This window comes from Pseudomonas sp. A214 (assembly GCF_900156295.1).
GTDB lineage: Bacteria > Pseudomonadota > Gammaproteobacteria > Pseudomonadales > Pseudomonadaceae > Aquipseudomonas > Aquipseudomonas rhizophila.
Genome location: NZ_LT707062.1, coordinates 4204199 through 4226855, shown reverse-complemented (window position 1 = coordinate 4226855; position 22657 = coordinate 4204199). Strand labels below are relative to the sequence as shown.

21 protein-coding genes and 1 pseudogene are annotated in these 22657 nt (G+C 60.5%); 10 read left to right on the top strand and 12 right to left on the bottom strand.

Annotated features, from left to right (window positions below):
• Positions 1-4: 4 nt before the first annotated feature.
• The 3 genes from BW979_RS18850 to ribBA form a co-directional block, all read right to left on the bottom strand.
• Positions 5-940, bottom strand: a complete 936-nt coding sequence (locus BW979_RS18850) for an ABC transporter permease (RefSeq protein WP_076385083.1) — start codon at positions 938-940, stop codon at positions 5-7.
• On the bottom strand, positions 937-1962 hold the full coding sequence (locus BW979_RS18845; protein WP_047226621.1) for an ABC transporter substrate-binding protein: 1026 nt from the start codon (positions 1960-1962) through the stop codon (positions 937-939). The genes BW979_RS18850 and BW979_RS18845 overlap by 4 nt, the downstream gene beginning before the upstream one ends.
• Before the next feature lie 349 nt (positions 1963-2311).
• The gene (gene ribBA / locus BW979_RS18840; protein ID WP_076385081.1) at positions 2312-3421 is read right to left on the bottom strand and encodes a bifunctional 3,4-dihydroxy-2-butanone-4-phosphate synthase/GTP cyclohydrolase II; all 1110 of its coding nucleotides are present in this window, start codon (positions 3419-3421) and stop codon (positions 2312-2314) included.
• Positions 3422-3489: 68 nt separating this feature from the next.
• On the opposite strand from ribBA, the gene BW979_RS18835 reads away from it, so the two are divergent.
• Entirely contained in the window at positions 3490-3783 is a 294-nt protein-coding gene (locus tag BW979_RS18835) for a DUF1330 domain-containing protein (protein ID WP_047226619.1), read from the top strand.
• A gap of 6 nt (positions 3784-3789) precedes the next feature.
• On the opposite strand, the gene BW979_RS18830 is transcribed toward BW979_RS18835, so the two are convergent.
• The 7 genes from BW979_RS18830 to BW979_RS18800 form a co-directional block, all read right to left on the bottom strand.
• Positions 3790-4353, bottom strand: coding sequence for an NUDIX hydrolase (locus tag BW979_RS18830; RefSeq protein ID WP_047226618.1), 564 nt, complete (start codon positions 4351-4353; stop codon positions 3790-3792).
• Between the two features lie 2 nt (positions 4354-4355).
• Complete coding sequence (locus BW979_RS18825; RefSeq protein ID WP_047226617.1) at positions 4356-5108, bottom strand: GntR family transcriptional regulator; 753 nt, start codon at positions 5106-5108, stop codon at positions 4356-4358.
• A 75-nt stretch (positions 5109-5183) separates the two neighbouring features.
• Entirely contained in the window at positions 5184-5573 is a 390-nt protein-coding gene (locus tag BW979_RS18820) for a carboxymuconolactone decarboxylase family protein (protein WP_047226643.1), read from the bottom strand.
• 116 nt (positions 5574-5689) lie between these two features.
• The gene (locus tag BW979_RS18815) at positions 5690-6175 is read right to left on the bottom strand and encodes a flavin reductase family protein (RefSeq protein ID WP_047226616.1); all 486 of its coding nucleotides are present in this window, start codon (positions 6173-6175) and stop codon (positions 5690-5692) included.
• A 12-nt stretch (positions 6176-6187) separates the two neighbouring features.
• Entirely contained in the window at positions 6188-7669 is a 1482-nt protein-coding gene (locus BW979_RS18810) for an aldehyde dehydrogenase (protein WP_047226615.1), read from the bottom strand.
• Positions 7666-8499: an alpha/beta fold hydrolase gene (locus BW979_RS18805; RefSeq protein ID WP_047226614.1), complete on the bottom strand. Its 834-nt coding sequence runs from the start codon at positions 8497-8499 to the stop codon at positions 7666-7668. The genes BW979_RS18810 and BW979_RS18805 overlap by 4 nt, the downstream gene beginning before the upstream one ends.
• Positions 8500-8544: 45 nt before the next feature.
• On the bottom strand, positions 8545-9135 hold the full coding sequence (locus BW979_RS18800; protein ID WP_047226613.1) for an amino acid synthesis family protein: 591 nt from the start codon (positions 9133-9135) through the stop codon (positions 8545-8547).
• 686 nt (positions 9136-9821) lie between these two features.
• Here BW979_RS18800 and BW979_RS18795 point away from each other — a divergent pair.
• From BW979_RS18795 to BW979_RS27875, 4 genes and pseudogenes are all read left to right on the top strand, one after another.
• Positions 9822-11231 (top strand): circularly permuted type 2 ATP-grasp protein, encoded by a 1410-nt coding sequence (locus BW979_RS18795; protein ID WP_076385079.1) that lies wholly within the window; start codon positions 9822-9824, stop codon positions 11229-11231.
• A 3-nt stretch (positions 11232-11234) separates the two neighbouring features.
• Entirely contained in the window at positions 11235-12185 is a 951-nt protein-coding gene (locus BW979_RS18790) for an alpha-E domain-containing protein (protein ID WP_047226611.1), read from the top strand.
• Entirely contained in the window at positions 12182-12979 is a 798-nt protein-coding gene (locus BW979_RS18785) for a transglutaminase family protein (RefSeq protein WP_047226610.1), read from the top strand. Before BW979_RS18790 ends, BW979_RS18785 begins: the two co-directional genes overlap by 4 nt.
• A gap of 290 nt (positions 12980-13269) precedes the next feature.
• Positions 13270-13353, top strand: a pseudogene (locus BW979_RS27875) (GNAT family N-acetyltransferase); the annotation flags it as partial.
• 21 nt (positions 13354-13374) lie between these two features.
• On the opposite strand, the gene BW979_RS18775 reads toward BW979_RS27875, so the two are convergent.
• Positions 13375-14298 (bottom strand): hypothetical protein, encoded by a 924-nt coding sequence (locus tag BW979_RS18775; RefSeq protein ID WP_052915293.1) that lies wholly within the window; start codon positions 14296-14298, stop codon positions 13375-13377.
• Between the two features lie 60 nt (positions 14299-14358).
• The gene (locus BW979_RS18770; protein ID WP_076385075.1) at positions 14359-15744 is read right to left on the bottom strand and encodes a hypothetical protein; all 1386 of its coding nucleotides are present in this window, start codon (positions 15742-15744) and stop codon (positions 14359-14361) included.
• A gap of 293 nt (positions 15745-16037) precedes the next feature.
• Here BW979_RS18770 and BW979_RS18765 point away from each other — a divergent pair, with 293 nt between their 5' ends.
• The 5 genes from BW979_RS18765 (at position 16038) to BW979_RS18745 (ending at position 22612) form a co-directional block, all read left to right on the top strand.
• Positions 16038-16532, top strand: coding sequence for a hypothetical protein (locus BW979_RS18765; protein WP_047226607.1), 495 nt, complete (start codon positions 16038-16040; stop codon positions 16530-16532).
• A 121-nt stretch (positions 16533-16653) separates the two neighbouring features.
• Complete coding sequence (locus tag BW979_RS18760; RefSeq protein ID WP_047226606.1) at positions 16654-17325, top strand: DUF3313 domain-containing protein; 672 nt, start codon at positions 16654-16656, stop codon at positions 17323-17325.
• A gap of 200 nt (positions 17326-17525) precedes the next feature.
• Positions 17526-18026, top strand: coding sequence for a thiol peroxidase (gene tpx / locus BW979_RS18755; protein ID WP_047226605.1), 501 nt, complete (start codon positions 17526-17528; stop codon positions 18024-18026).
• A gap of 177 nt (positions 18027-18203) precedes the next feature.
• Positions 18204-19520 (top strand): MdtA/MuxA family multidrug efflux RND transporter periplasmic adaptor subunit, encoded by a 1317-nt coding sequence (locus BW979_RS18750; RefSeq protein ID WP_076385073.1) that lies wholly within the window; start codon positions 18204-18206, stop codon positions 19518-19520.
• Positions 19517-22612, top strand: coding sequence for an MdtB/MuxB family multidrug efflux RND transporter permease subunit (locus BW979_RS18745; RefSeq protein WP_047226603.1), 3096 nt, complete (start codon positions 19517-19519; stop codon positions 22610-22612). The genes BW979_RS18750 and BW979_RS18745 overlap by 4 nt, the downstream gene beginning before the upstream one ends.
• Positions 22613-22657 lie beyond the last annotated feature (45 nt).

The following is a 22657-nucleotide window of genomic DNA, read 5'->3' as shown; positions in this document are numbered from 1 at the left end:
CGGCTTACCTCGCGTTGCTGGCACCCACCGGGGATTCCGGCTGGAGCTTCAGGTAGAAGTAGAACAACACCAGGGTGATCACCACCAACAAGGCAGCGCCGGCACTGGCCAGGCCCCAGTTGAGGAACGACTGCACCTGCTGGATGATGAATTCGGGCAGCATCATGTTCTGCGCACCGCCCAGCAACGCCGGGGTCACGTAGTAACCGAGCGACATCACGAACACCATCAACCCGCCGGAGAACAGACCCGGCCGGCACAGCGGCAGGAACACCCGGAAGAAGTTGGTCCACGGGCTGGCGCCGCAGATGGAGCCGGCTTGCAGGATCATCGGGTCGATGGCCTGCATGGTCGCCTGCAACGGCAGGACAATGAATGGGATCATGATGTAGCTCATGCCGATGACCACGCCGGTGAGGTTGTGCACCATCTCCAGCGGTTGGTCGATGATGCCCAGCGCCATCAGCGTCTTGTTGATCACCCCGGAGGCTTGCAGCAGCACCAGCCAGGAATAAGTACGGGCCAGCAGGCTGGTCCACATCGACAGCAAGACAATGTTCAGCATCCAGCGGCCCCAGCCTCGAGGCACCAGGGTGATGGCCCAGGCCAGGGGGAAGCCCAGCAACAGGCTGAACAGCGTCACCAGCCCGGCTACCGAAAAGGTGTTGAACAACACCCTTGCATAGGCCGAATTGGCGAACAATTGCTCGTAGTTGCCCAGCCCGGGCACCGGTTCCAGCACGCCACGCAGCAGCAACCCAATCAACGGCGCCAGGAAGAACAGGCCCAGGAACAGCAGGGCGGGGAGCAGATTGCCGGCCCCGCGCCAGCGCTGTGCCAGCGACGGCGTTTGCGCGACCATCGCTGCCTTGGCGGTTGCCGCGTCGGCAGCGCCAGGGGCGCTCCCGGTGCGAGGGGTTGCCGTTGCCGAAATTTTCATTTCACCAGCCATTCGTTCCACCGTGTCGCGATGTCCTGACCGTTCTTGGCCCAGTACGCGTAATCAAGTGTGATCTGATCCTTGGCGTGGGCGGTCGGCAAGTTGGGAGCGAGCACCGAATCCAGGCGTGCGATGCTGTCGACGTTGACCGGCGCGTAAGCGGTCAGGTTGGAAAAGTCCGCCTGGCCCTTGGCGCTGCTGGCGTTGGCCAGGAACTTCATGGCCGCGGCCTTGTTTTTCGAGCCTTTTGGAATGACCAGGATGTCGGCCATGACCAGGTTTTGTTTCCAGCTTACGCCGACGGGGGCGTCGTCCTGCTGCAGCGCATAGATACGGCCATTCCAGAACTGCCCGATGCTGGCTTCGCCGGAGGCAAGCAGTTGCTGGGACTGGGCACCGCCGCCCCACCAGACGATGTCTTTTTTGATGGTGTCGAGTTTTTTGAAGGCGCGGTCCAGGTCCAGCGGGTAAAGCTTGTCCGCTGCAACGCCGTCGGCCAGCAGAGCCAGTTCAAGCACGCCAGGGCTTGGCCACTTGTACAGGGCGCGTTTGCCAGGGTAGGTCTTGGTGTCGAACAGCGCGGACCAGTCCTCAGGTTTACCGGAACCGAGCTTGTCTTCGTTGTAGCCGAGGACGAACGAGAAGTAGAACGAGCCGACGCCGTGATCGGACACGAAGCGTGGATCGATCTTGTCGCGTTCGATGACCGAGAAGTCCAGGGGTTCGAGCAAACCCTCAGCGGCGGCGCGCAAGGCAAAGTCCGCTTCGACATCTACCACGTCCCACTGCACGTTACCGCTTTCGACCATGGCCTTGAGTTTGCCGTAGTCGGTCGGACCATCCTGGACCACGGTGATGCCGCTGGCCTTGCTGAACGGGGCGGCCCAAGCCTGCTTCTGGGCGTCCTGGGTGCTGCCGCCCCAACTGACGAAGTTGATGCTTTCGGCCGCCATCGATGCCTGGCTGGTAACGCTCAGCAGACCTGCAAAAAAAATTGCGGCTGCACTTTTCTTCAACACCATTTTCACGCCCTCATTGTTGTGTTTATTGAGCGGGCTTGTGTTTACCCGCTTATCGGGAGCTTCAGGTCCATCTGGCCTTGCAGGCGACCGGGCCAAGGGCTGGTTTTGTGTGCTTGCCCGCTGGGCGCACTTGGCTGGAGTGGTCGGTCTATGGAATATCATATTATGGTATTCCAAACTTTCTGCAAGCATTTTGCCGTACCGGCTATCTGTCTGGCCGGGATTTTTTGCACTCTCTGTGGGAGCGAGCCTGCTCGCGATAGCGGTGTGTCAGTCAACATTTGAGACCGATAGGTCTACCGCTATCGCGAGCAGGCTCGCTCCCACAGAGGACGGTGATGCCTCATGCTTATCCGGTAAAGGGAATACTCTCCACCACCTCCAGGTCATACCCCGTCAACCCCGCGTATTTGAGCGGCGGCCCCAGGTGCCGCAACTTGCCGACGCCCAGGTCCTGGAGAATCTGCGCACCGGTGCCTACTTCAGAATAGATGCGTGATTGCGACCGGCTGAACTGGCGTGGCGGCTGGGTCAGCTGCGGTACGCGCTCGAGCAACGCCTGGGACGATTCGTGATTGGCCAGTACGACCACCACGCCGCAGCCTTCTTCGGCGACCCGTTGCAGGGCCGCCCACAGCGTCCAATTGGAAGGCCCGTTGTATTCGGCACCCACCAGGTCCCGCAGCGGGTCGATCACGTGCACTCGCACCAAGGTCGGTTCTTCCCGGCGAATATCGCCCATCACCATCGCCATGTGCACGCCGCCTTCGATGCGGTCTTCGAAGGTGAATAAGCGAAAGGTACCGTGCACCGTGGGCAATTCGCGTTCACCGATGCGCACCACGGTGTGCTCGGTGCTCAAGCGGTAGTGGATCAGGTCGGCGATGGTGCCGATCTTGATCCCGTGCCTGTGGGCAAAAATCTCAAGGTCAGGACGGCGGGCCATGGTGCCGTCGTCGTTCATCACTTCGACGATCACCGACGCCGGTGTGAAGCCTGCCAGGCGCGCCAGGTCGCAACCGGCTTCGGTGTGACCGGCGCGGGTCAGCACGCCACCTTCCTTGGCGCGCAACGGAAAGATATGGCCCGGCTGCACCAGGTCTGTGGGACCGGCGCCGACAGCGACCGCCGCGGCAACGGTGCGCGCGCGGTCGGCAGCAGATATGCCGGTAGTCACGCCAACGGCCGCCTCGATGGATATGGTGAAGGCGGTGCTGAAGACACTGCCATTGCTGGGCACCATTTGCTCCAGGCCCAAGCGCTGACAGTGTTCGTCGGTCAAGGTCAGGCAGATCAATCCGCGCGCTTCGCGAGCCATGAAGCTGATGGCTTCGGCGCTGCAGCGGTCGGCGGCCAGCAACAGGTCGCCTTCGTTCTCCCGATCCTCGTCGTCAACCAGGAGCACCATCTTGCCTTGTCGGTAGTCTTCGATGATTTCTTCGATGCTGTTGAAGGCCATGCTGGAATTCTCGGTGTCAGGTTAAAATACCTGGTATACCATAATACAAAATAAACCGAGAGGTCACTATGAAGGCGTACTGGATTGCTCATGTAGATGTCACCGACCCCGATCAATACAGCCAATACACCCAGCGGGCGCCAGCGGCGTTTGCTCTGTATGGCGGACGGATGCTGGCCCGGGGCGGGCGTAGCAAGGCGATGGAAGGCAGGGCCACGCCGCAACGCAGCGTGGTGATCGAGTTCGATTCTTACGAGCAGGCGCTGGCCTGTTATCACTCGCAGCAGTATCAGGCGGCCAAGCGCTATCGCCTGGACGTAGCCAAGGCTGAGGTGATCATCGTCGAGGGTATTGCGCCCTGAGGCCTGTCAGCGGATGAAATGAATCTTGCCGCTGTCGTCGTTGCCAATGTAGATGCCGTAGACCCCGGCCTGGCGTTCCTCGATGTAGCGTTCGAGGATCTGGCGGATGGCCGGGTAGTAAATACTGTCCCACGGAATATCTTCAGGGGCGAAGAACTGGCAAGCGAGGGTTTCCGGGCCGAACTGGCCAGTGATCTCCAGCGCGATGGCGCGAAAGATGATGTACACCTCGCTGATTTTCGGCACGCTGAAGATCGAGTAGGGCGAGAGAATGTCCGCGCGAACGCCGGTCTCTTCCCAGACTTCGCGCAGTGCCGCCTGCTCGGTGGTCTCACCGCCCTCCATGAAGCCCGCCGGCAGCGTCCAGGTGCCGGGGCGCGGAGGAATTGCGCGCTGGCACAGCAGGTACTTGCCGTCCTGCTCGATGATGCAGCCGGCAATGATCTTCGGATTCACATAATGGATATAGCCACAGCCACCGCACATCAGGCGTTCGTGGGTATCGCCCGCTGGCAGGCGGTGACTCAAGTCGCTGCCGCCGCACCTTGGACAAAAGCTGGGGCTGAACATGATCAGCGACCTATGCGAGGTTCTTTCAGGGCGATGGGCGCCGTGATTTCAGGGATGTCGCCGGTTTCTTCCTGCTGGCGCTTGAGGTACTCCAGGGCGACCTTGGCGGCGGCGCGCACATGGTCGACACAAGCCTGGTGGGCGGCCAGCGGATCGCCACTCTTGATTGCCTCGACCATGCGTTCCATTTCCTGGTTGCTGCTACCGCGACGGTTCTGCTGGGACACCGAGGTCGCCCGCAGATAGCTGATCCGGGCCTGCAACTGGCGCAACTGAGTGGCGGCAACATGGTTGCCGGAGCCTTCCAGCAGCACATCGTAGAAACCCTGTACTGAATCGATGACCTGTTGCAGTTCGCCGTCCTTGAGGGCCTTGCGGTTCTCCTCCAGGGCTTTTTCCAGCGCTTTGATGTCCTTGGCCTTGGCCCGCAGGGTGAACAGCTGAACGATCAAACCCTCGAGTACACAGCGCAGTTCATAGATATCGCCGGCATCGGCCAACGTGATGATCGCGACTCGTGGGCCCTTGGCATCGGCGAATTCCACCAGCCCTTCGGATTCGAGGTGACGCAAGGCTTCGCGCACCGACGTGCGGCTCACGCCCAGGCGATCGCACAGATCGCGTTCGACCAGACGATCTCCCGGCAGAAGCTGGAAATTCATGATGGCGCTTCGCAGTTTATCCAGCACGATTTCGCGCAGGGTAACGGGGTTGCGATTGACCTTGAAGCTGTCGTCGAGTGGCAGGCGTTTCATCGGGTCCGCTCTGTAATGTGGCTGTCCATGCAGAAGGGGCAAGAGGCTTGCCCGCTCAGATCAAACAGCCGAGGGTTAACTGGAGGCCTCGGCATCGGCTTCGGCGAAGGCTTCACGGGCGAGCCGGAAACTGTCTACGGCAGCAGGGACGCCGCAATAGATGCCGACCTGAAGCAGAATTTCGCGTATTTGCTCACGACTCAGGCCGTTACGCAAGGCGCCACGCACATGCAGCTTGAGTTCGTGCGGACGATTGAGCGCCGAGATCATGGCCAGATTAATCATGCTGCGTTCCTTGAGCGATAAACCCTCACGGCCCCAGACATGGCCCCAGCAGTATTCGGTGACCATTTCCTGCAAGGGGCGAGTGAAATCGTCGGCGTTCTCGATGGAGCGGTTGACGTAGTCCTCGCCCAGCACTTGGGTGCGGATCTTCAGGCCTTGTTCATATTTGTCGTTGCTCATCGTGGTGGCTCTCAACATCGTCGATAGAGGTTGGTTGTGCAGTTGCACGTCTGCTTGGCTCATGCCGGCTCCTGAGAAAATGGGGCGCTCCCACATTGGATCTGCGCCCGGAAGACTCAGGCCAGCACCGGCAGTGGGCCGAGCTTGCCTTTGTGGTAGATCATCGGCGTCACCGGCTGCTCGGGCAGGATCAGGTTTTTCACCGCGCCGACGATGATCGCGTGGTCACCACCATCGTATTCGCGCCACAGTTCACACTCGATGATCGCTGTGGCTTTGCTCAGCAGCGGGTTACCGCGCTCGCTCAGGTGCCAGTCGATACCCTTGGCCTTGTCCTTGCCTTTTCCGGCGAAGGCATAGGCTTCGGCGGTCTGGTCGGCGGACAGCAGGTGGATCGCGAACTGTTTGCTGTCACGCAGGATCGGGTAGGTGTCGGAGGCGTAGTTGGGGCAAAACAGCACCAGCGCCGGGTCGATCGACAGCGCGCTGAAGGCGCTGGCGGTGATGCCGACGATGTTGCCGTCTGGGTCCAGGGTGGTCACCACCGTGACGCCGGATGGGAACGAACTCATGACTTCTTTGTAAATGCCGGGCTCGATCATTTCTCAGGACTCCTAGCGCATCACGAACGGGTCAGGCATGGGCGCCTGAGAGAGATTGATCCACACCGTTTTGAGTTCGGTATAAGCGAGCACCGAATCGATGCCGCTCTCGCGTCCGTAGCCGCTGTTCTTGAAGCCGCCAATGGGCGCCATGGCCGAGACCGCGCGGTAAGTGTTGACCCAAATGATCCCCGAACGCACGTCCCGGGCCAGGCGATGGGCGCGGCCCAGGTCGCGGGTCCAGATACCGGCGGCGAGGCCGAACTGCGAGTCGTTGGCAATCGCCAATGCCTCGGCTTCATCCTTGAAACGAATGACCGACGCCACCGGGCCGAACACTTCTTCCTGCATGATCTTCATGGAGTTGCGGTCGCATTCGAACAAGGTCGGCTCGTAGAACCAGCCTTCGCCCAGGTTCGCTGGGCGCTTGCCGCCCAAGCGAAGACGAGCGCCCTCAGCGATAGCGTCGGCCACCAGACCTTCGACCACTGCCAGTTGCTGCGCGGTGGCCATCGGGCCCATCTCACTGGCATCTTCCTGAGGGTTGCCGATGCGGATGCGCTGGGCCCGCTCTACCAGGCGCGAGACGAACTCATCGTAGATTTCATCCTGCACCAGCAGTCGCGAACCAGAGACGCAACTCTGTCCCGATGCGGCGTAGATCCCGGCTATCGCGCCATTGATGGCGCTGTCCAGGTCGGCGTCGGCGAAGATGATATTCGGTGATTTTCCGCCCAGCTCCAGCGACAGCTTGGCGAAGTTTTCAGCACTGCTGCGCACCACATGCCGGGCCGTGGCGGCGCCGCCGGTGAAGGCGATCTTGCGCACCAGCGGATGACAGGTGAGGGCGGCGCCGGTGCTCGGGCCGTAGCCGGTGACGACATTGACCACCCCCGGTGGAATCCCGGCTTCCAGGGCCAGGCGAGCCAGCTCCAGGATGGTGGCCGAAGCGTGCTCGGAGGGTTTGATCACGATGGTGTTGCCGGCCGCCAGCGCCGGGGCTAGCTTGATCGCGGTCAGGTACAGCGGACTGTTCCAGGGAATGATCGCTGCAACGACGCCCATCGCTTCGTGCACGGTGTAGGCAAACAGGTCCGGTTTGTCGAGGGGCAGGGTGCCGCCCTCAAGTTTGTCGGCCAGACCCGCGGTGTAATGGAAAAACTCCGGCAGGTAACCGACCTGCCCGCGGGTTTCACGGATCAGCTTGCCGTTGTCGCGGCTTTCCAGTTGGGCCAGCTGTTCTTTGTTTTCAGCGATCAGGTCGCCCAGACGCCGCAGCAGTTTGCCGCGAGCGGTGGCGGTCAAGCCACGCCAGGCAGGACTCTCGAACGCCGTCTGTGCAGCCTGCACGGCGCGCTCGACATCGGCTTCGTCGGCATCGGGCAACTCGGCCCAGGGCTTGGCCAGGGCCGGGTTCAGGCTTTCGAAAGTCTTGCCGGACAGGGCATCGACCCATTCACCGCCGATGCACATCGAAAAGCGTGCGAGTGTCATGCAACGATCCCCTTTATTGGATTTTGTCGGGTATTTGCGCTGTCGAGAAATTCCAGCAGCAACTGGTTGACCAGGCGCGGCGATTCTACCGGCATCATATGCCGCTGCTCGTCAAGCACGGCAACCGTTGCACCGGGAATTCGCTCGGCCAGTTCACGGGCCATTTCCGGCGTCGAGCCCGGGTCCAGTTCGCCGGTGGCAATCAACGTTGGCACCGTGATGCTGCCCAGGTCGTCGGCGCGGTACATATCCTGGGTGGCAAACAGTTCATAGGTGGTCAGGTAACCCTGAGGATCATTTCCTGCCAGGGTCTGGCGCAGGGCGGCAATCTGCGCCGGGTTGGCGGCCTGATACTCGCGGCTGAACCAGCGTGACAGCGCGGCCTCGGCGTTAGCGTCCGGGCCATGTTCGGCGGCCTGGGCGGTGCGGGCGATGACCCCGGCACGCTGCTCGGCGCTGCGGTTGAATACGCTGTTAAGGACCACCAGGCCTTGCAGGCGTTGCGGATAATGCAAGGCAAACGCACGGGCCACCAGGCCGCCCATGGAGAAACCGATCACTGTCGACTGGGGCACTTGCAGATGGTCGAGCAGCTCCACTAACTGGTCGGCGTAACCCAGCAGGCCGGCGCCGCTTTCGGGACGCGGACTGGCCCCGTGACCAAGCATGTCATAGGCAATCACGCGGTATTTTGTGGCCAGGCCAACGATCTGGCCGCCCCACATTTCTTTGTTCAGGCCCACGCCGTGGATCAAGACCACGGGCTGGCCTTGGCCGGTCACCAGATAACTGGTGCCGGCCGGGGTGAGTTCAGCGGTGAGCCGAATCATGGAGCGCTCCTGCATGCCTTTTTTATTGTGGTTGCCCAGGCTGGATCACTGCGCCTTCTCGGCGGCCAGTTCTTCCAGATCGATGTAGCGATTGCCGATGCGCGGGTGCAGGCGACCGCCATCGGCGCAACCCAGCACCACAACAATTTCGTCGGCGCGTGGTGCATCCTCGATCTGCATTTCCAGGGTGATGTAGTGCGAGCGCAGACCTTCGTCGTCCTTGTGCATCATCGGGATCTGGATCGAGGTGCCGGGGCCGCCACGTTTATTGGTGAAGCTCAGGTAGCTCTTGGCTTTCACCGCTTCACGGTAATGGTTGCCAAAACGCAGGGTGTGGATCACGGCGGAGGCGTGCTCGATTTCACCGTCGGCACCCACCACCGCGGCCTTGCCATAGGCTTCGATTTTTTCCGCGCCACCGATGATGCCCACCAGACGCTCGACCATCAGTGCGCCAAGATCCGAACAGTTGGCGCGGATTTCCGGTTTCAGGTCTTCAACGAAGCCACGGCCCAGCCAAGGGTTTTTCATCACCACCGCCAACCCGACCATGGTCACCGGCTTGTCGGTGGCCTTGCCGCCTTCGATAAAGGTTTCTTCGACATAGCTGACGATCTTGCGAATTTCGAAACTCATGAGCTGCTCCGTAGGAGGGTGGAATTGGTCTGTGCGTATGATGGTATACCATAATACTACTGGCGCAAGTGTCTGCTTTGAGTTTGTTCGCAGGGAGGCGACAAATGGCCGAGCCGGATAGTGAGGGGCGTGGGGGGGGCTGTGATCGCTGAGCGCTCTGCCTGATGAGTGCTTTAATCCTGAGTGCGGGATAAGTCTCTTGCTTAAAAAGGAGAGTCGCTTTTGAGCGCTCTGAAGGGCGGTGAGTATAAATTTCCCTCTTTCGGGGCATTACCGACCTGTTACCTGACTTATTGCACCGATTCGACTCGTTCGGGCGCATGTAGGAAAAAGCTGAAATAAACGTTTCAGCGTATAAAGGAGCGTATGTCGCAAAAATGAAACTAAATATCGCGGGGGCGTACATCTACGACGGTTTCTCCAGCAATGTCCTGGTGCACCGGGCTTAGGCACAGCCTTTGCTAGAGCTCAAGAAAGTAGGCCACTACAGCGCGGGGTTATCAGAGGAGCATTCACGGCGCAGATTTAATCAGGGGGCGCACGTCATCCAGACGCAAAGGCCAGATCAGAGACCGGTGCAATCGAGGTACTCAGAAAAACAGGGCTCATTAAAACAAAGCAAGGCCGGACCATTGGAATGACGAAGTGATAAAAAATGCCGTGTAGAACGCGGCTGGGAGTTGGCTATGCCCCAAGCTTTTTTTAATGAAATGTATGATGCAAAGGGTGACTGCCGCCCGCACTATCAAGCCTTCTCGCGCTGGCTGGCGGACACGCCGCTGGAGCTGCTGGAACAGCGGCGTCGCGAAGCCGATCTGCTGTTTCATCGAGCCGGTATCACCTTCACCCTTTACGGTGACGAGCAGGGTACCGAACGATTGATTCCGTTCGACATTATTCCTCGCAGCATCAAGGCCAGCGAATGGAAGATGGTCGAGCGTGGCTGCATTCAGCGGGTCCAGGCCCTGAACATGTTTCTGGCCGACATCTACCATGGGCAGCGGATCCTCAAGGAAAAAATCATTCCGGCCGAGCAGGTGCTCGCCAATGAGGGTTATCAAATCGCGATGCAAGGCCTGGACTTGCACCGAGGCATTTATGCCCACATCGCGGGTGTTGACCTGGTTCGCGACGGTGATGGCAGTTATTACGTGCTGGAGGACAACCTGCGTACGCCCAGCGGCGTGAGCTACATGCTCGAAGACCGCAAGATGATGATGCGCCTGTTCCCCGAGCTCTTCGCCGCCCAGCGCGTGGCGCCCATTGATCACTACCCGAATCTGTTGCTCGACACCCTCAAGAGTTCAAGCCCCCTGGACAACCCGACCGCCGTGGTGCTGACCCCCGGTCGTTTCAACAGTGCCTATTTCGAACATGCGTTCCTGGCTCGTGAAATGGGGGTGGAACTGGTGGAGGGCGCCGATCTGTTCGTGCGCGACGACCATGTCTACATGCGCACCACCGCAGGCCCCCAGCAGGTGGATGTGATCTATCGCCGCCTTGACGATGATTACCTCGATCCGCTGTCGTTCAACCCCGACTCCATGTTGGGCGTCCCCGGACTGATCGCCGTTTACCGGTCAGGCAACGTGGTGCTGGCGAATGCGGTGGGCACGGGCGTGGCCGATGACAAATCGATCTACCCTTACGTCGACGAGATGATCCGCTTTTACCTCACCGAAGAGCCGATTCTGAAGAACGTGCCGACCTGGCAGTGCCGCAAGCCCCAGGATCTGTCCCACGTGCTGGCCAACCTGCCTGACCTGGTGGTCAAGGAAACCCAGGGCTCCGGCGGTTACGGCATGCTGGTAGGGCCGGCAGCCACAGCGGCGCAGATCGAAGACTTCCGCGCACGCCTCAAGGCCCGCCCCGAAGCCTACATCGCCCAACCGACGTTGAGCCTTTCCACCTGCCCGACCTTCGTCGAGAGCGGTATCGCCCCGCGCCACATCGATCTGCGTCCGTTCGTGTTGTCGGGCAAGGAAACTCGTCTGGTGCCCGGCGGACTGACCCGCGTGGCACTTCGCGACGGCTCGCTGGTGGTCAATTCGTCCCAGGGTGGCGGCACCAAAGACACTTGGGTAGTGGAGGACTAAGACATGCTTTCAAGAACCGCTTCGGACCTCTACTGGATGTCCCGCTACCTGGAGCGCGCCGAGAACCTGGCGCGCATGCTCGAAGTCAGTTACTCGCTGTCGCTCATGCCCCAGGCCGGGCGCAGCGACGGGCATGCCGAGCTGGCGATGTCGTTGCTGGCGGCCGGCACGCTGGACGATTACAACGCCCGTTATGACGCGCTGAACACCGAACGCATGTTGCATTTTTTCGCACTGGACGAAACCAACCCCGGAAGCATCTATAGCTGTCTGCGGGCGGCGCGGACCAATGCCCATGCGGTGCGTGGACGCATCACCGCCGATATGTGGGAGAACATCAACGCCACCTGGCTGGAGATGCGCAACATTGCCAGCAATGGTCTGGGCCGCTACGGCATCAGCCACTTCTGTGAATGGGTCAAGGAGCGCTCGCACCTGTTCCGTGGCGCGACGTCGGGCACCATCATGCGCAACGATGCCTATAGATTCATTCGTCTGGGAACCTTTATCGAGCGGGCGGACAACACCCTGCGTCTGCTGGACGCCCGCTACGAAATGTTTGGTGAGGAGTCGGAAGAGGTCAGCGACAACTCGGCACGCGGTTATTACCAGTGGAGCGCCTTGCTGCGGGCGTTGTCTTCGTTTGAAGCGTTCAACGAGATCTACCGCAATGCGCCCAACGCCGAGCAGGTCTCGGAAATGTTGCTGCTGCGCGCCGACGTTCCGCGCTCGTTGCATGCCTGTATCGAGGAGCTGGACCAGATCCTCTCCAGCCTGCCGGGCAACAATGGCCGCCCGGCCCAACGCCTGGCCGCTGAACTGAACGCGCGGCTGCGTTACTCCGGCATCGACGAGATCCTGGCATCGGGCCTGCATCAATGGCTGACCGACCTCATTGGCCAGATTCGCCACCTGGGCCAGACCGTTCACGAGTCTTATCTGGAGGTGGTATGAAACTTTCCATACGCCACGACACGACCTATAGCTATGCCGATGAAGTGTGCACCAGCATCCAGTTCCTGCGCTTGACCCCCAAGGACACTCAGCGTCAACGCATCCTGCAATGGCATCTGGAATTGCCACGTCTGGTGCGCAGCCAGCTCGATCCCTACGGCAATATCCTGCATGTGATGACCATGGACGAGCCCCATGGCGCTCTGGTGCTCACGGCTTATGGCGAGGTGGAAATCCATCAGGCGGTGCAGATGGAGCCGGACAGCCAGTCACCGCTGCCATTTCTGCGCCCCAGCCGCCTCACCCAGGCCGATGATGCTCTCGCGGCCTTTGCTGTGGAGCAATGCGCAGCCCGACGTGATCGCTCGGCACTGACCGATTTGATGAACGGCCTGGCTGCACGCATGCCCTACAGCCCGGGCACGACCGAGGTCAGCAGTACCGCCGCCGAAGCCTTCGCCGGGGGCGTGGGGGTTTGTCAGGATCATACCCACGCATTTCTGGCCTGCGCGCGTAGCCTGGGGGTTCCGGCGCGCTATGTCTCCGGTTACCTGTGCACCGAAGATGAAAGTCATCTGGCGAGCCACGCCTGGGCTGAAGCCTGGCTGGAGGACGGCTGGTACAGCTTCGACGTGACCAATCGCCTGACCTGTCCGGATCGGCATTTGAAACTGGCGGTCGGCCTGGACTACCTCGACGCCTGTCCGGTACGCGGCATGCGCCGCGGTGGCGGGGCAGAGCAGATGCACGCGCGGGTGCAGGTGAACTCAATGGTTCAGGTGCAGCATCAGTAGCGAAGAGAGCACTCAAGCCCAACCCCATGTGGGAGCAAAGCTTGCTCGCGAAGACGGCGGCACAGTCAGTATTGATGCAATCGGATCACCGCAATCGCGAGCAGCTTTGCTCCCACAGGCTTGGCCCTGGATACCTGAATGTTCGCTGGCTTATAGTGAACGGCCTTTTCAGGTCTCCAGGGAGGAGCCGCATGTCCGAGCATTCGATCAGCCTCACTCGCTTCAATGAAGCTCATATCGGTGGGGTCACCGCGCTCTACAACGACCCGGGGTCGCCCCTCAGATGTTGCTTCGAAACCGAAGGCCTGCTGCGCGACTACGCCGTGCGTGACGGGCGATGGGTGGACACCCTGGCGATGGCGCGGTTGCGCTGAGTAGGTCCCAGCACGAACGAATCACTGAGTCACCGCCTGATCGGACGCGACGTAGGTGAACGTGGCGCTTTCGGTGGCACTGTTGGCAGGTGTCAGACGAATGATCGGCACGACAATTTTCGGATTGGTGGAGTTATAAAAGTCGCGTTGGTTGTAGCGAGCGTCGGGCAACCCCTCGTTGGTGCCTCCTGCAACAAAGAAGAACGCCATGATGGGGAAAGTGTTTGGCCGTCCTGGTGTCCAGGTCTTGATGATGATCTCGTTATGCTCAGCGAATCCTCTCGCGCCTATCAGAACCTTGCCCAGCACCGAGGCGTAGAACGCCGGTCCGGCCAGTTGATTGCGGTCATCGTTGACATCGAATCCGCATTGGCGCAGGTGTTCATTACCCCCCGGCATAGTCCATATGCCCAGCCATTGTTGCGCAGTGGTCACGCCGGCCAGATGGCAGAGTTGGCTTAACGCGGGATAGTCCACGTGGTGGCCACAAGGGCTGGTACGGTGCCAGGTCCAGGCATCCATTGGGTATGAGCACAGATAGTCCAGGTCAATCTTGTCAGGCGGTGCGCCGAAGATGGGGTAGAGGATAAGGCCGTTGCCGTGGCCCCACGCCAGCCGCCCGAAATTGGCGTCTGCCCGTAGATAAGAGAAAGACACTCCGCCACTGGTTATTGAGGTTGGGCTGGGGTCCCAGACTTTGTATTGTTCTTCGGGGTCTTTTACCGTCACCCTGAGGGTGACACCCGAGCAGAGGAACGAGGGTTGCGAGTCGGAATTGTTGCAGTTGGGAAATTTGCGATGGTAAAGCGTGGTCAGGAAACTGGCGGTCTCAGGCCCATCGAGTACCTGGACTCCGTTGATTGTGATGGGGGCAGGCGGTGCTGTCGTGACTTGTGCGCACCCGACCATCAACGTGATTAACAGCAACCCCATTAATTTACGCACGGTACGTCCTCCTGCAATGGAAAAGCAGCGTCAAAACCGTTGGTTAGCTGAAAAACCGAGTCAGGCGATCAATCTCAGAAACCATGAAAAGATGATCGGCGTGCCGGTGCCGGTTTCCCGGAGTGTCCAGTTGACCATGATGGGCTTCCCGCGGTTTTCCGCTATCCAGGCAGGGGGCACGGACAGGTCGGTTTGGCTGGTACCGGCTGTTATCCGAATTTCCTCACCGTAGCGGGCCGTCACGCCAAACAGCGCCATTCGTGCGGTATGCGCGGTGAGCAGGGCTGGATGATAGGCCCGGAGATTGGTTTTGCTGCCGTCCAGCGTCGGTTCCCGTAGCGTGTATTTTTGTGGCGTGACCGTAATGTCCAGGTCTCTCGATGGAATATCCGTAGTGGTGCCAGGCGCTCTGACGGTGTAATAGACCTCCGCACCGGTGCCGATGCAATCCACCACTTCGTTTCTGGGCACCTGGAATCTCAACGTTTGACCAGCAGCCGATACCGTCTGGATCTCACTGCCCCAGGTGGAGTTGCGCCCAACCCAATACACTTTTACGTCCTGCCCCGGAGCCGAACCGATGTAGTTCACTTCGACGTTGGCGAATTGGGCCTCATAGAAATCTCTTTCGAAATTCAGGCGCTCGCCATTGAGTTCCCTGGCCTCCAGGACCCTGGGTTTGGTGAGGTCGAGTGCCGGTTGGCGAATGTGCACATCGATGTAGGTGGTCCTTGACCATATCGCCTGCGGGCCGCTGGAGTTGCCCAGCAGGTCAGTTACTCTGAACCGCAAAGCGAACCGGGGATTGTCTTGCCAGAAGTCGGCGGTCCGCAGAATGATGTCCACGCTGCCGGCAGCGGCCTCGGTAGCGCTTACGGTGCGCGTCATTTCCTGGCTGTCACGGTCCACTGTGATAACGTCTTTTTCCCTCATGTAGGGATAGCGGATGGTAAGGATCACCCCTTGGCTGGCCATTGCCGCATCCACCCCCTTGGTGATGACCTCGGAGGGCAGGGTGAGGGTCAGGTTGGGATTGTCGCCTGGGGTTGAGACTTCGCCCCCCGGCCGTGGCCGGTGGAAGAGCACGTCCAATGACTGTGATGTTTCGGGAATCGTCTGACCTACACGCAGTACGCTCAGGCGTATCTGGTTGATGCCGTTGCTCAACAGGGCTTCCGGCAGGTTCAGCGTGAATGGCTGATTCACTTCACCCGGCATAATGGTCTTGTTCAGCACGGGGATGTCGGAATTGCTCAGCAATATGCGGGCGTCGTCATATTCGGCCTGTTGGGTCCAGGGTTCCACCAGCAATGGCAGCAATCCATTGGCGAGCAAACGAAGCGGGATACCGCCGTGCGGGTTTGCTGGGTGTTCAACCGTCACCATCCCGATGATGATGACACGGTTGATGACTTCGATTTCATTGTCCGGGCTCAGGCTGGTCATGGCGCGTCCTCCTCTTGCCAAGCGTCGTCGGAGTTATCGTCTTGGCGGTTCGCTTCATCAAACCTCCCGCCCGCGGCTTTGACTACTGTCATTCCTGACAGGTGAGGCGAAGAAACCAGAGAAAAACCTCTCCACTCATCGGATTTCCCGGAGGTATTCCTTATCTGCGGCAAAGGTGCTGACGCACGACTATGTATGCCGCGCGTGACGGGCCAGGCGGGTTTTGCGTACGCCTGCGTCTTGAACCTGTCATCATCCAGCTTGGCAGCACCCCTTGAATCGAGGAACAGCGCATGGACGATGTAAAGCAATTGGGTGAGATGCTTCGTCACTACGCAGACAGCGAAGCGCACAAGAAGCAACAGCACGAGGCGCAAGCGGCGGTGTGGGCCGCACAGATCGAGGCGTTGTACGGGCAGATCGAGCAATGGCTGGCGCCGGTCCTGGCCCCCGGCCTTCTGACGCTGACCCGTGAGGCGTATGTGGCCCACGGGCCGAGTGTTCCGGCAGAAACCTCCGGCTTCAAGACAGAAAAGCTGACACTGTCCATCACTGGCAAGCCGGTGGAATTCATACCCGATGTAATGGGGGCCGGCGGGCAGATTTCCCTGGCGATCATGGGGCTGACTGCAACGCGTTACGGCAGCATCTCGCTGGTTTGCCTGCCGCCTTCGTTGCAGTGGCAATGGCGTCGAACCAACGGGTTGAAGGATCCGGATACTTTTACCTTCGACGCGGACTTCCTCGCGCAGCAATTGCAGAGCCTGATACCCCGCGAGCGCGGCTGAAGGCGGTGGCGAGCAAAGGGCTTGCCCAGTGACTTGTTCCTGTCGGAGCAGGCAAAACCGCGCCCATTGGCTATACCTGTAATTCCCGGCCCCGTTTCGTGTGGCTTACAGGAGTGACAGCATGAAGTTTGCGTCAATGATTGGCACCGTGTGCATGGCCTCGCTTGCCCTGGCGGGTTGCTCCAGCAAGATCACCCAACCGGATGAGTACTCCGGCTTTCTGGGTGATTACAGCCGGCTCAAGGAGGAGAAGTCGCCGTCGGGGGCCGAAGTGATGCGCTGGGTTGATCCCACGGCAGACCTGAGCAAATACACCAGCCTTTACGTCGAGCCGACACAGCTTTACCCCAAGCCGCAGCCGACCGTGAAGATCCCCCAGGCCACCTTGTCCGGCATTACCGGTTACTACGATCAGGCGCTCAAGCGGGAAGCGGGCAAATCCCTGCCCCTGGCGACCGGCCCTGGGCCCGGAGTACTGGTGATGCGCGCGGCCATCACCGCCGTAAGCAGCAAGACCGAGGGCCTGAAACCTTATGAAGTGATTCCGATCGCGCTGGTGGCGGCCGCGGTCAGTACCGCCAGCGGTATTCGCGACCAGGAAACCACCTTGGGCACTGAAGCGGTATTTCTCGACGGCGGCAACAATGCAGTGGTCGCCCAGGTGGTGCGCAAGGGCACGGGTAAGCCGTTGTCCAACGAAGCCCAGGTGATGAAGCCCGATGATGTCAAAGGTGTGATCGATGGTTGGGCGGCGGACTTGCATCAGTCGTTTCTGAAGCTCAAGGCTAAATAGCGCACAGGCGTCGCTGTAGGCGCTGGCGAAGCCTGCGATCTTTCTCTCTAGACTTCATTAGCAAAGGTCGCAGCCTCGTGGCACTCGATAGCTCCTACACCGCCAAGCCATGACTTTTTATGTCCAACCATAGGTCGCAGAACCATTTCATGGTTAACTCCGGCCTCACCATTTTCAAACCTGTCAGAAGGAATCCGTTCATGGCTCAAGTCACCCTCAAAGGCAACCCGGTTCAAGTCAACGGCCAGTTGCCACAAGCCGGTTCCAAGGCGCCAGCCTTTTCCCTGGTAGCCGGCAATCTGTCCGACGTTTCCCTGAAGGATTTCGCCGGCAAGCGCAAAGTGCTGAACATTTTCCCAAGCGTCGATACCCCGACCTGCGCCACCTCCGTTCGCAAGTTCAACGCCCAGGCCAACGAACTGAGCAACACCGTGGTGCTGTGCATCTCGGCTGACCTGCCGTTCGCCCAGGCGCGTTTCTGCGGTGCCGAAGGCCTGGAAAATGTCCAGAACCTGTCCACCCTGCGCGGCAGTGAGTTCATCGAGAACTATGGCGTGGCGATTGCTGATGGCCCGCTCAAAGGCTTGACCGCCCGTGCCGTGGTGGTGCTCGACGAAAACGACAACGTGCTGCACAGCGAGCTAGTCAAGGAAATCGCTGAAGAGCCCAACTACGACGCTGCTCTAGCTGTACTGAAATAAAGTATTTATTACAATTGTTAACGGCCTGGCCTTGTCCAGGCCGTTTTCATTTGTGCTTCAAGACCTTAGCCAACTACGCGATAGGTAAGCCCAAGGTAAATTGCCGGTAAAGGCGCTTTGCTAAATACCCGCCAGTGCTTATCGTTCAGCCTCCCGTAAAAGAAGCCCACGCGCCCAATGGTTGATCATTCCATGCAATCCTCTGTTTCCCACAAATCCCGTCGCTGGCTGTTTGGCCTGGTCGTCGTATTGATCGTCGCGGCGCTGGCCTGGAAGTTCTGGCCCGCCGGGACGGACCAAAAGCCCGGAGCAGGGCAAAAAGCGCCTGCTGAACAGGCGGGGCGGTCGGGCGGGATGCGGCCAGGGTTTGGGGGGGCGACAGGGCCGGTACCGGTTCGGGTAGCGCCGGCAGTCACCGGTGATTTTCCGCTTTACTACAAGGCGTTGGGCACCGTCACGGCCCTCAATACCATCAACGTGCGCAGCCGGGTGGGTGGAGAGCTGGTCAAGATCGCCTTTGAAGAAGGGCAAATGGTCAAGGCTGGAGACCTGCTGGCTGAAATCGACCCGCGTCCATACCAGAACGCCTTGCTCCAGGCCGAAGGCACGCTGCTGCAGAATCAGGCCCAACTGAAAAATGCCCAGGTAGACCTCGAGCGTTATCGTGGCCTGTATGCCGAGGACAGCATCGCCAAACAGACCCTCGATACCGCCGCCGCCTTGGTGGGCCAGTACCAGGGCACGGTCAAGACCAACCAGGCGGCAGTCAACGACGCCAAGCTCAATCTGGAGTTCACCAGGATCCGGGCGCCAATCTCCGGCCGGGTCGGTTTGCGGCAACTGGATGTTGGCAATCTGGTGGCCGCCAACGACACTACCGCGCTGGCGGTCATCACCCAGACGCAACCCATCAGCGTCGTGTTTACGCTGCCGGAAACCAACCTGGATACCGTGCTTGCCCGCTATCGCAGCGGGGCGAAGCTGCCAGTGGAAGCCTGGGACCGTAGTGACCTGAAGCTGCAGGCCAAGGGTGTACTGCAAAGCCTGGACAACCAGATCGACATCACCACCGGCACCCTGAAGTTCAAGGCTCGCTACGATAACCGCGACCAGTCGCTGTTCCCCAACCAGTTCGTCAATGTGCATCTGTTGGCCGACACCCTCAAAAATGTAGTCCTGGCGCCGACCGCTGCGATTCAGTTCGGCACCAACGGCACCTTCGTCTACGCCCTGGATGGCGATAAAAAAGTCACCATCAGAAAGCTGAAGATCGGCGCCAGCGACGGCGAACACACCGTAGTCACCGAAGGCTTGGCTGCGGGGGATCGGGTGGTGCTTGAAGGCACCGATCGCCTGAAGGAAGGCAGTGAGGTGGATGTGGTCAACGACAGCCAGGACGTGCCCACCACGCCGACCGAACACCTGCAGGGCAAAACGGCGGCGGCCCCGGCTGAACCGGCCGTGGCCGACAAGGCGAAAAAGGGCGGCGCATGAACCTCTCGCGTCTGTTCATCCTTCGCCCGGTCGCCACCACCCTGAGCATGCTGGCCATCGTGCTGGCCGGTCTGATCGCCTATCGGTTGCTGCCGGTGTCGGCATTGCCCCAGGTCGATTATCCGACCATCCGCGTGATGACCCTATACCCGGGCGCCAGTCCCGACGTGATGACCAGCGCCGTGACCGCCCCTCTGGAACGGCAGTTCGGGCAGATGCCGGGCCTGACGCAAATGGCGTCCACCAGCTCCGGCGGCGCGTCGGTGATTACCCTGCGTTTCAGCCTCGACATCAACATGGATGTCGCCGAGCAACAGGTGCAGGCGGCGATCAACGCGGCCACCAACCTGCTGCCCAACGATCTGCCGGCCCCTCCGGTGTACAACAAGGTCAACCCGGCCGACACCCCGGTGCTGACCCTGGCGATCACCTCCAAGACCATGTTGCTGCCCAAGCTCAATGACCTGGTGGACACCCGCATGGCGCAGAAAATCGCCCAGATCAGCGGGGTCGGCATGGTTTCGATCGCCGGCGGTCAGCGCCAGGCTGTGCGGATCAAGGTCAATCCCGAGGCCCTGGCAGCCGCAGGTCTGAACCTGGCGGACGTGCGCACCCTGGTCGGCGCCTCCAACGTCAACCAGCCCAAGGGCAACTTCGACGGACCGACCCGGGTCTCGATGCTCGATGCCAACGATCAGTTGACCTCGCCCAAGGACTACGCCGAGCTGATCCTCGCCTATGCCAACGGCGCTCCGTTGCGCCTCAAGGATGTCGCGCAGATCGTCGATGGCGCCGAGAATGAACGCCTTGCCGCCTGGGCCAACGAAAATCAGGCCGTGTTGTTGAACATCCAGCGCCAGCCGGGGGCCAACGTCATCGAGGTGGTAGACCGGATCAAGGCCTTGCTGCCGAGCATTACCGACAACCTGCCGGCCGGCCTGGACGTTACGGTGCTGACTGACCGCACCCAGACCATTCGCGCTTCGGTCACCGACGTACAGCATGAACTGCTGATCGCCATCGCCCTGGTGGTCATGGTGACGTTCCTGTTCCTGCGTCGGGTCAGTGCCACGATCATTCCGTCGGTGGCTGTACCGTTGTCGCTGATCGGCACGTTCGGCGTGATGTACCTGGCCGGTTTTTCCATCAACAACCTGACGCTGATGGCCCTGACCATTGCCACCGGTTTTGTGGTGGACGATGCCATCGTCATGCTGGAAAACATTGCCCGCTACATCGAGGAGGGCGAAAGCCCCATGCAGGCCGCGCTCAAGGGCGCGAAGCAGATTGGCTTCACTTTGATTTCGCTGACGCTGTCGCTGATCGCGGTGCTGATCCCGTTGCTGTTCATGGCCGACGTGGTTGGGCGCTTGTTCCGCGAGTTCGCCATCACCCTGGCGGTGGCGATCCTGATCTCCCTGGTGGTGTCGCTGACCCTGACGCCGATGATGTGTGCCCGGTTGCTCAAGCGCGAGCCCAAGGAGCAAGAGCAGGGGCGTTTCTACCGCGCCAGCGGCGCCTGGATCGACTGGATGATCGCCGCCTACGGTCGCAAGTTGCAGTGGGTGCTCAAGCATCAGCCGCTGACCCTGCTGGTTGCCGTGGGCAGCCTGGTGCTGACGGTGGTGTTGTACCTGGCCGTGCCCAAGGGGTTTTTCCCGGTGCAGGACACCGGGGTGATCCAGGGTATTTCCCAGGCGCCACAGTCGATTTCCTTCGCCGCCATGAGCGAGCGCCAACAGCAGCTGGCCAAGGTGATCCTGGCCGATCCAGCGGTGCAGAGCCTGTCTTCCTACATCGGCGTGGACGGTGACAACGCCACGCTCAACAGTGGTCGCTTGCTGATCAATCTCAAGCCCCACAGCGAACGGGATGACAGCGCCACCGAAATCATCGCCCGCTTGCAGCCGCAACTGGACCGGCTGGTGGGCATCCGCCTGTTCATGCAACCGGTGCAGGACCTGACCATCGAAGACCGGGTCAGCCGCACCCAGTACCAGTTCAGCCTGTCTTCGCCGGATGCCGAGTTGCTTAGCCTCTGGAGCGATCGCCTTGTCGAAGCCTTGGCCCGGCAGCCGGAGTTGACCGACGTCGCCAGCGACTTGCAGGACAAAGGTCTGCAGGTCTACCTGGTGATCGACCGCGACGCCGCGTCTCGCCTGGGCGTATCGGTGTCGGACATCACCGATGCACTGTATGACGCTTTTGGCCAGCGGCAGATTTCCACCATCTACACCCAGGCCAGCCAGTATCGGGTGGTGTTGCAGGCCCAGGCCGGGGAGCGCATCGGTCCGCAGGCGCTGGATCAGATTCACGTCAAGACCACCGATGGTGGCCAGGTGCGGCTGTCGAGTCTGGCCCGCGTCGAGGAGCGTCAGGCCCAGTTGGCCATTGCTCACATCGGCCAGTTCCCTGCGGTGATGATGTCGTTCAACCTGGCGCCCGATGTAGCCCTCGGGCACGCGGTGGACGTGATCGAGAAGGTCCAGCAGGACATTGGCATGCCGGTCGGGGTGCAGACCCAATTCCAGGGCGCGGCCCAGGCGTTCCAGGCCTCGCTGTCGAGTACCTTGCTGCTGATCCTGGCGGCGGTGGTGACCATGTACATCGTGCTCGGCGTTCTGTACGAGAGCTACATCCACCCGATCACGATTCTCTCCACATTGCCCTCGGCGGCCATCGGCGCCTTGCTGGCGCTGATCATCAGCGGCAATGACCTGGGCATGATCGCGATCATCGGCATCATCCTGCTGATCGGCATCGTCAAGAAAAACGCGATCATGATGATCGACTTCGCCCTCGACGCCGAACGCAACCAGGGCATGGATCCGCAGACGGCCATCTACCAGGCCGCGTTGCTGCGTTTCAGGCCGATCCTGATGACCACACTGGCGGCCTTGTTCGGTGCGGTGCCACTGATGCTCGCCACGGGCTCCGGCGCCGAACTGCGCCAGCCTTTGGGGCTGGTGATGGTGGGTGGGTTGTTGGTGAGCCAGGTGCTGACGTTGTTCACCACGCCGGTGATTTACCTGTATTTCGACCGCCTGGGGCGCCGCTTTGCCAAGCCTGATGGGGAAGAGGTGCGGGTATGACGGCAGCACCCGGCATCCCGGAGCTTGAGGGCTTTGTGTGGCGAG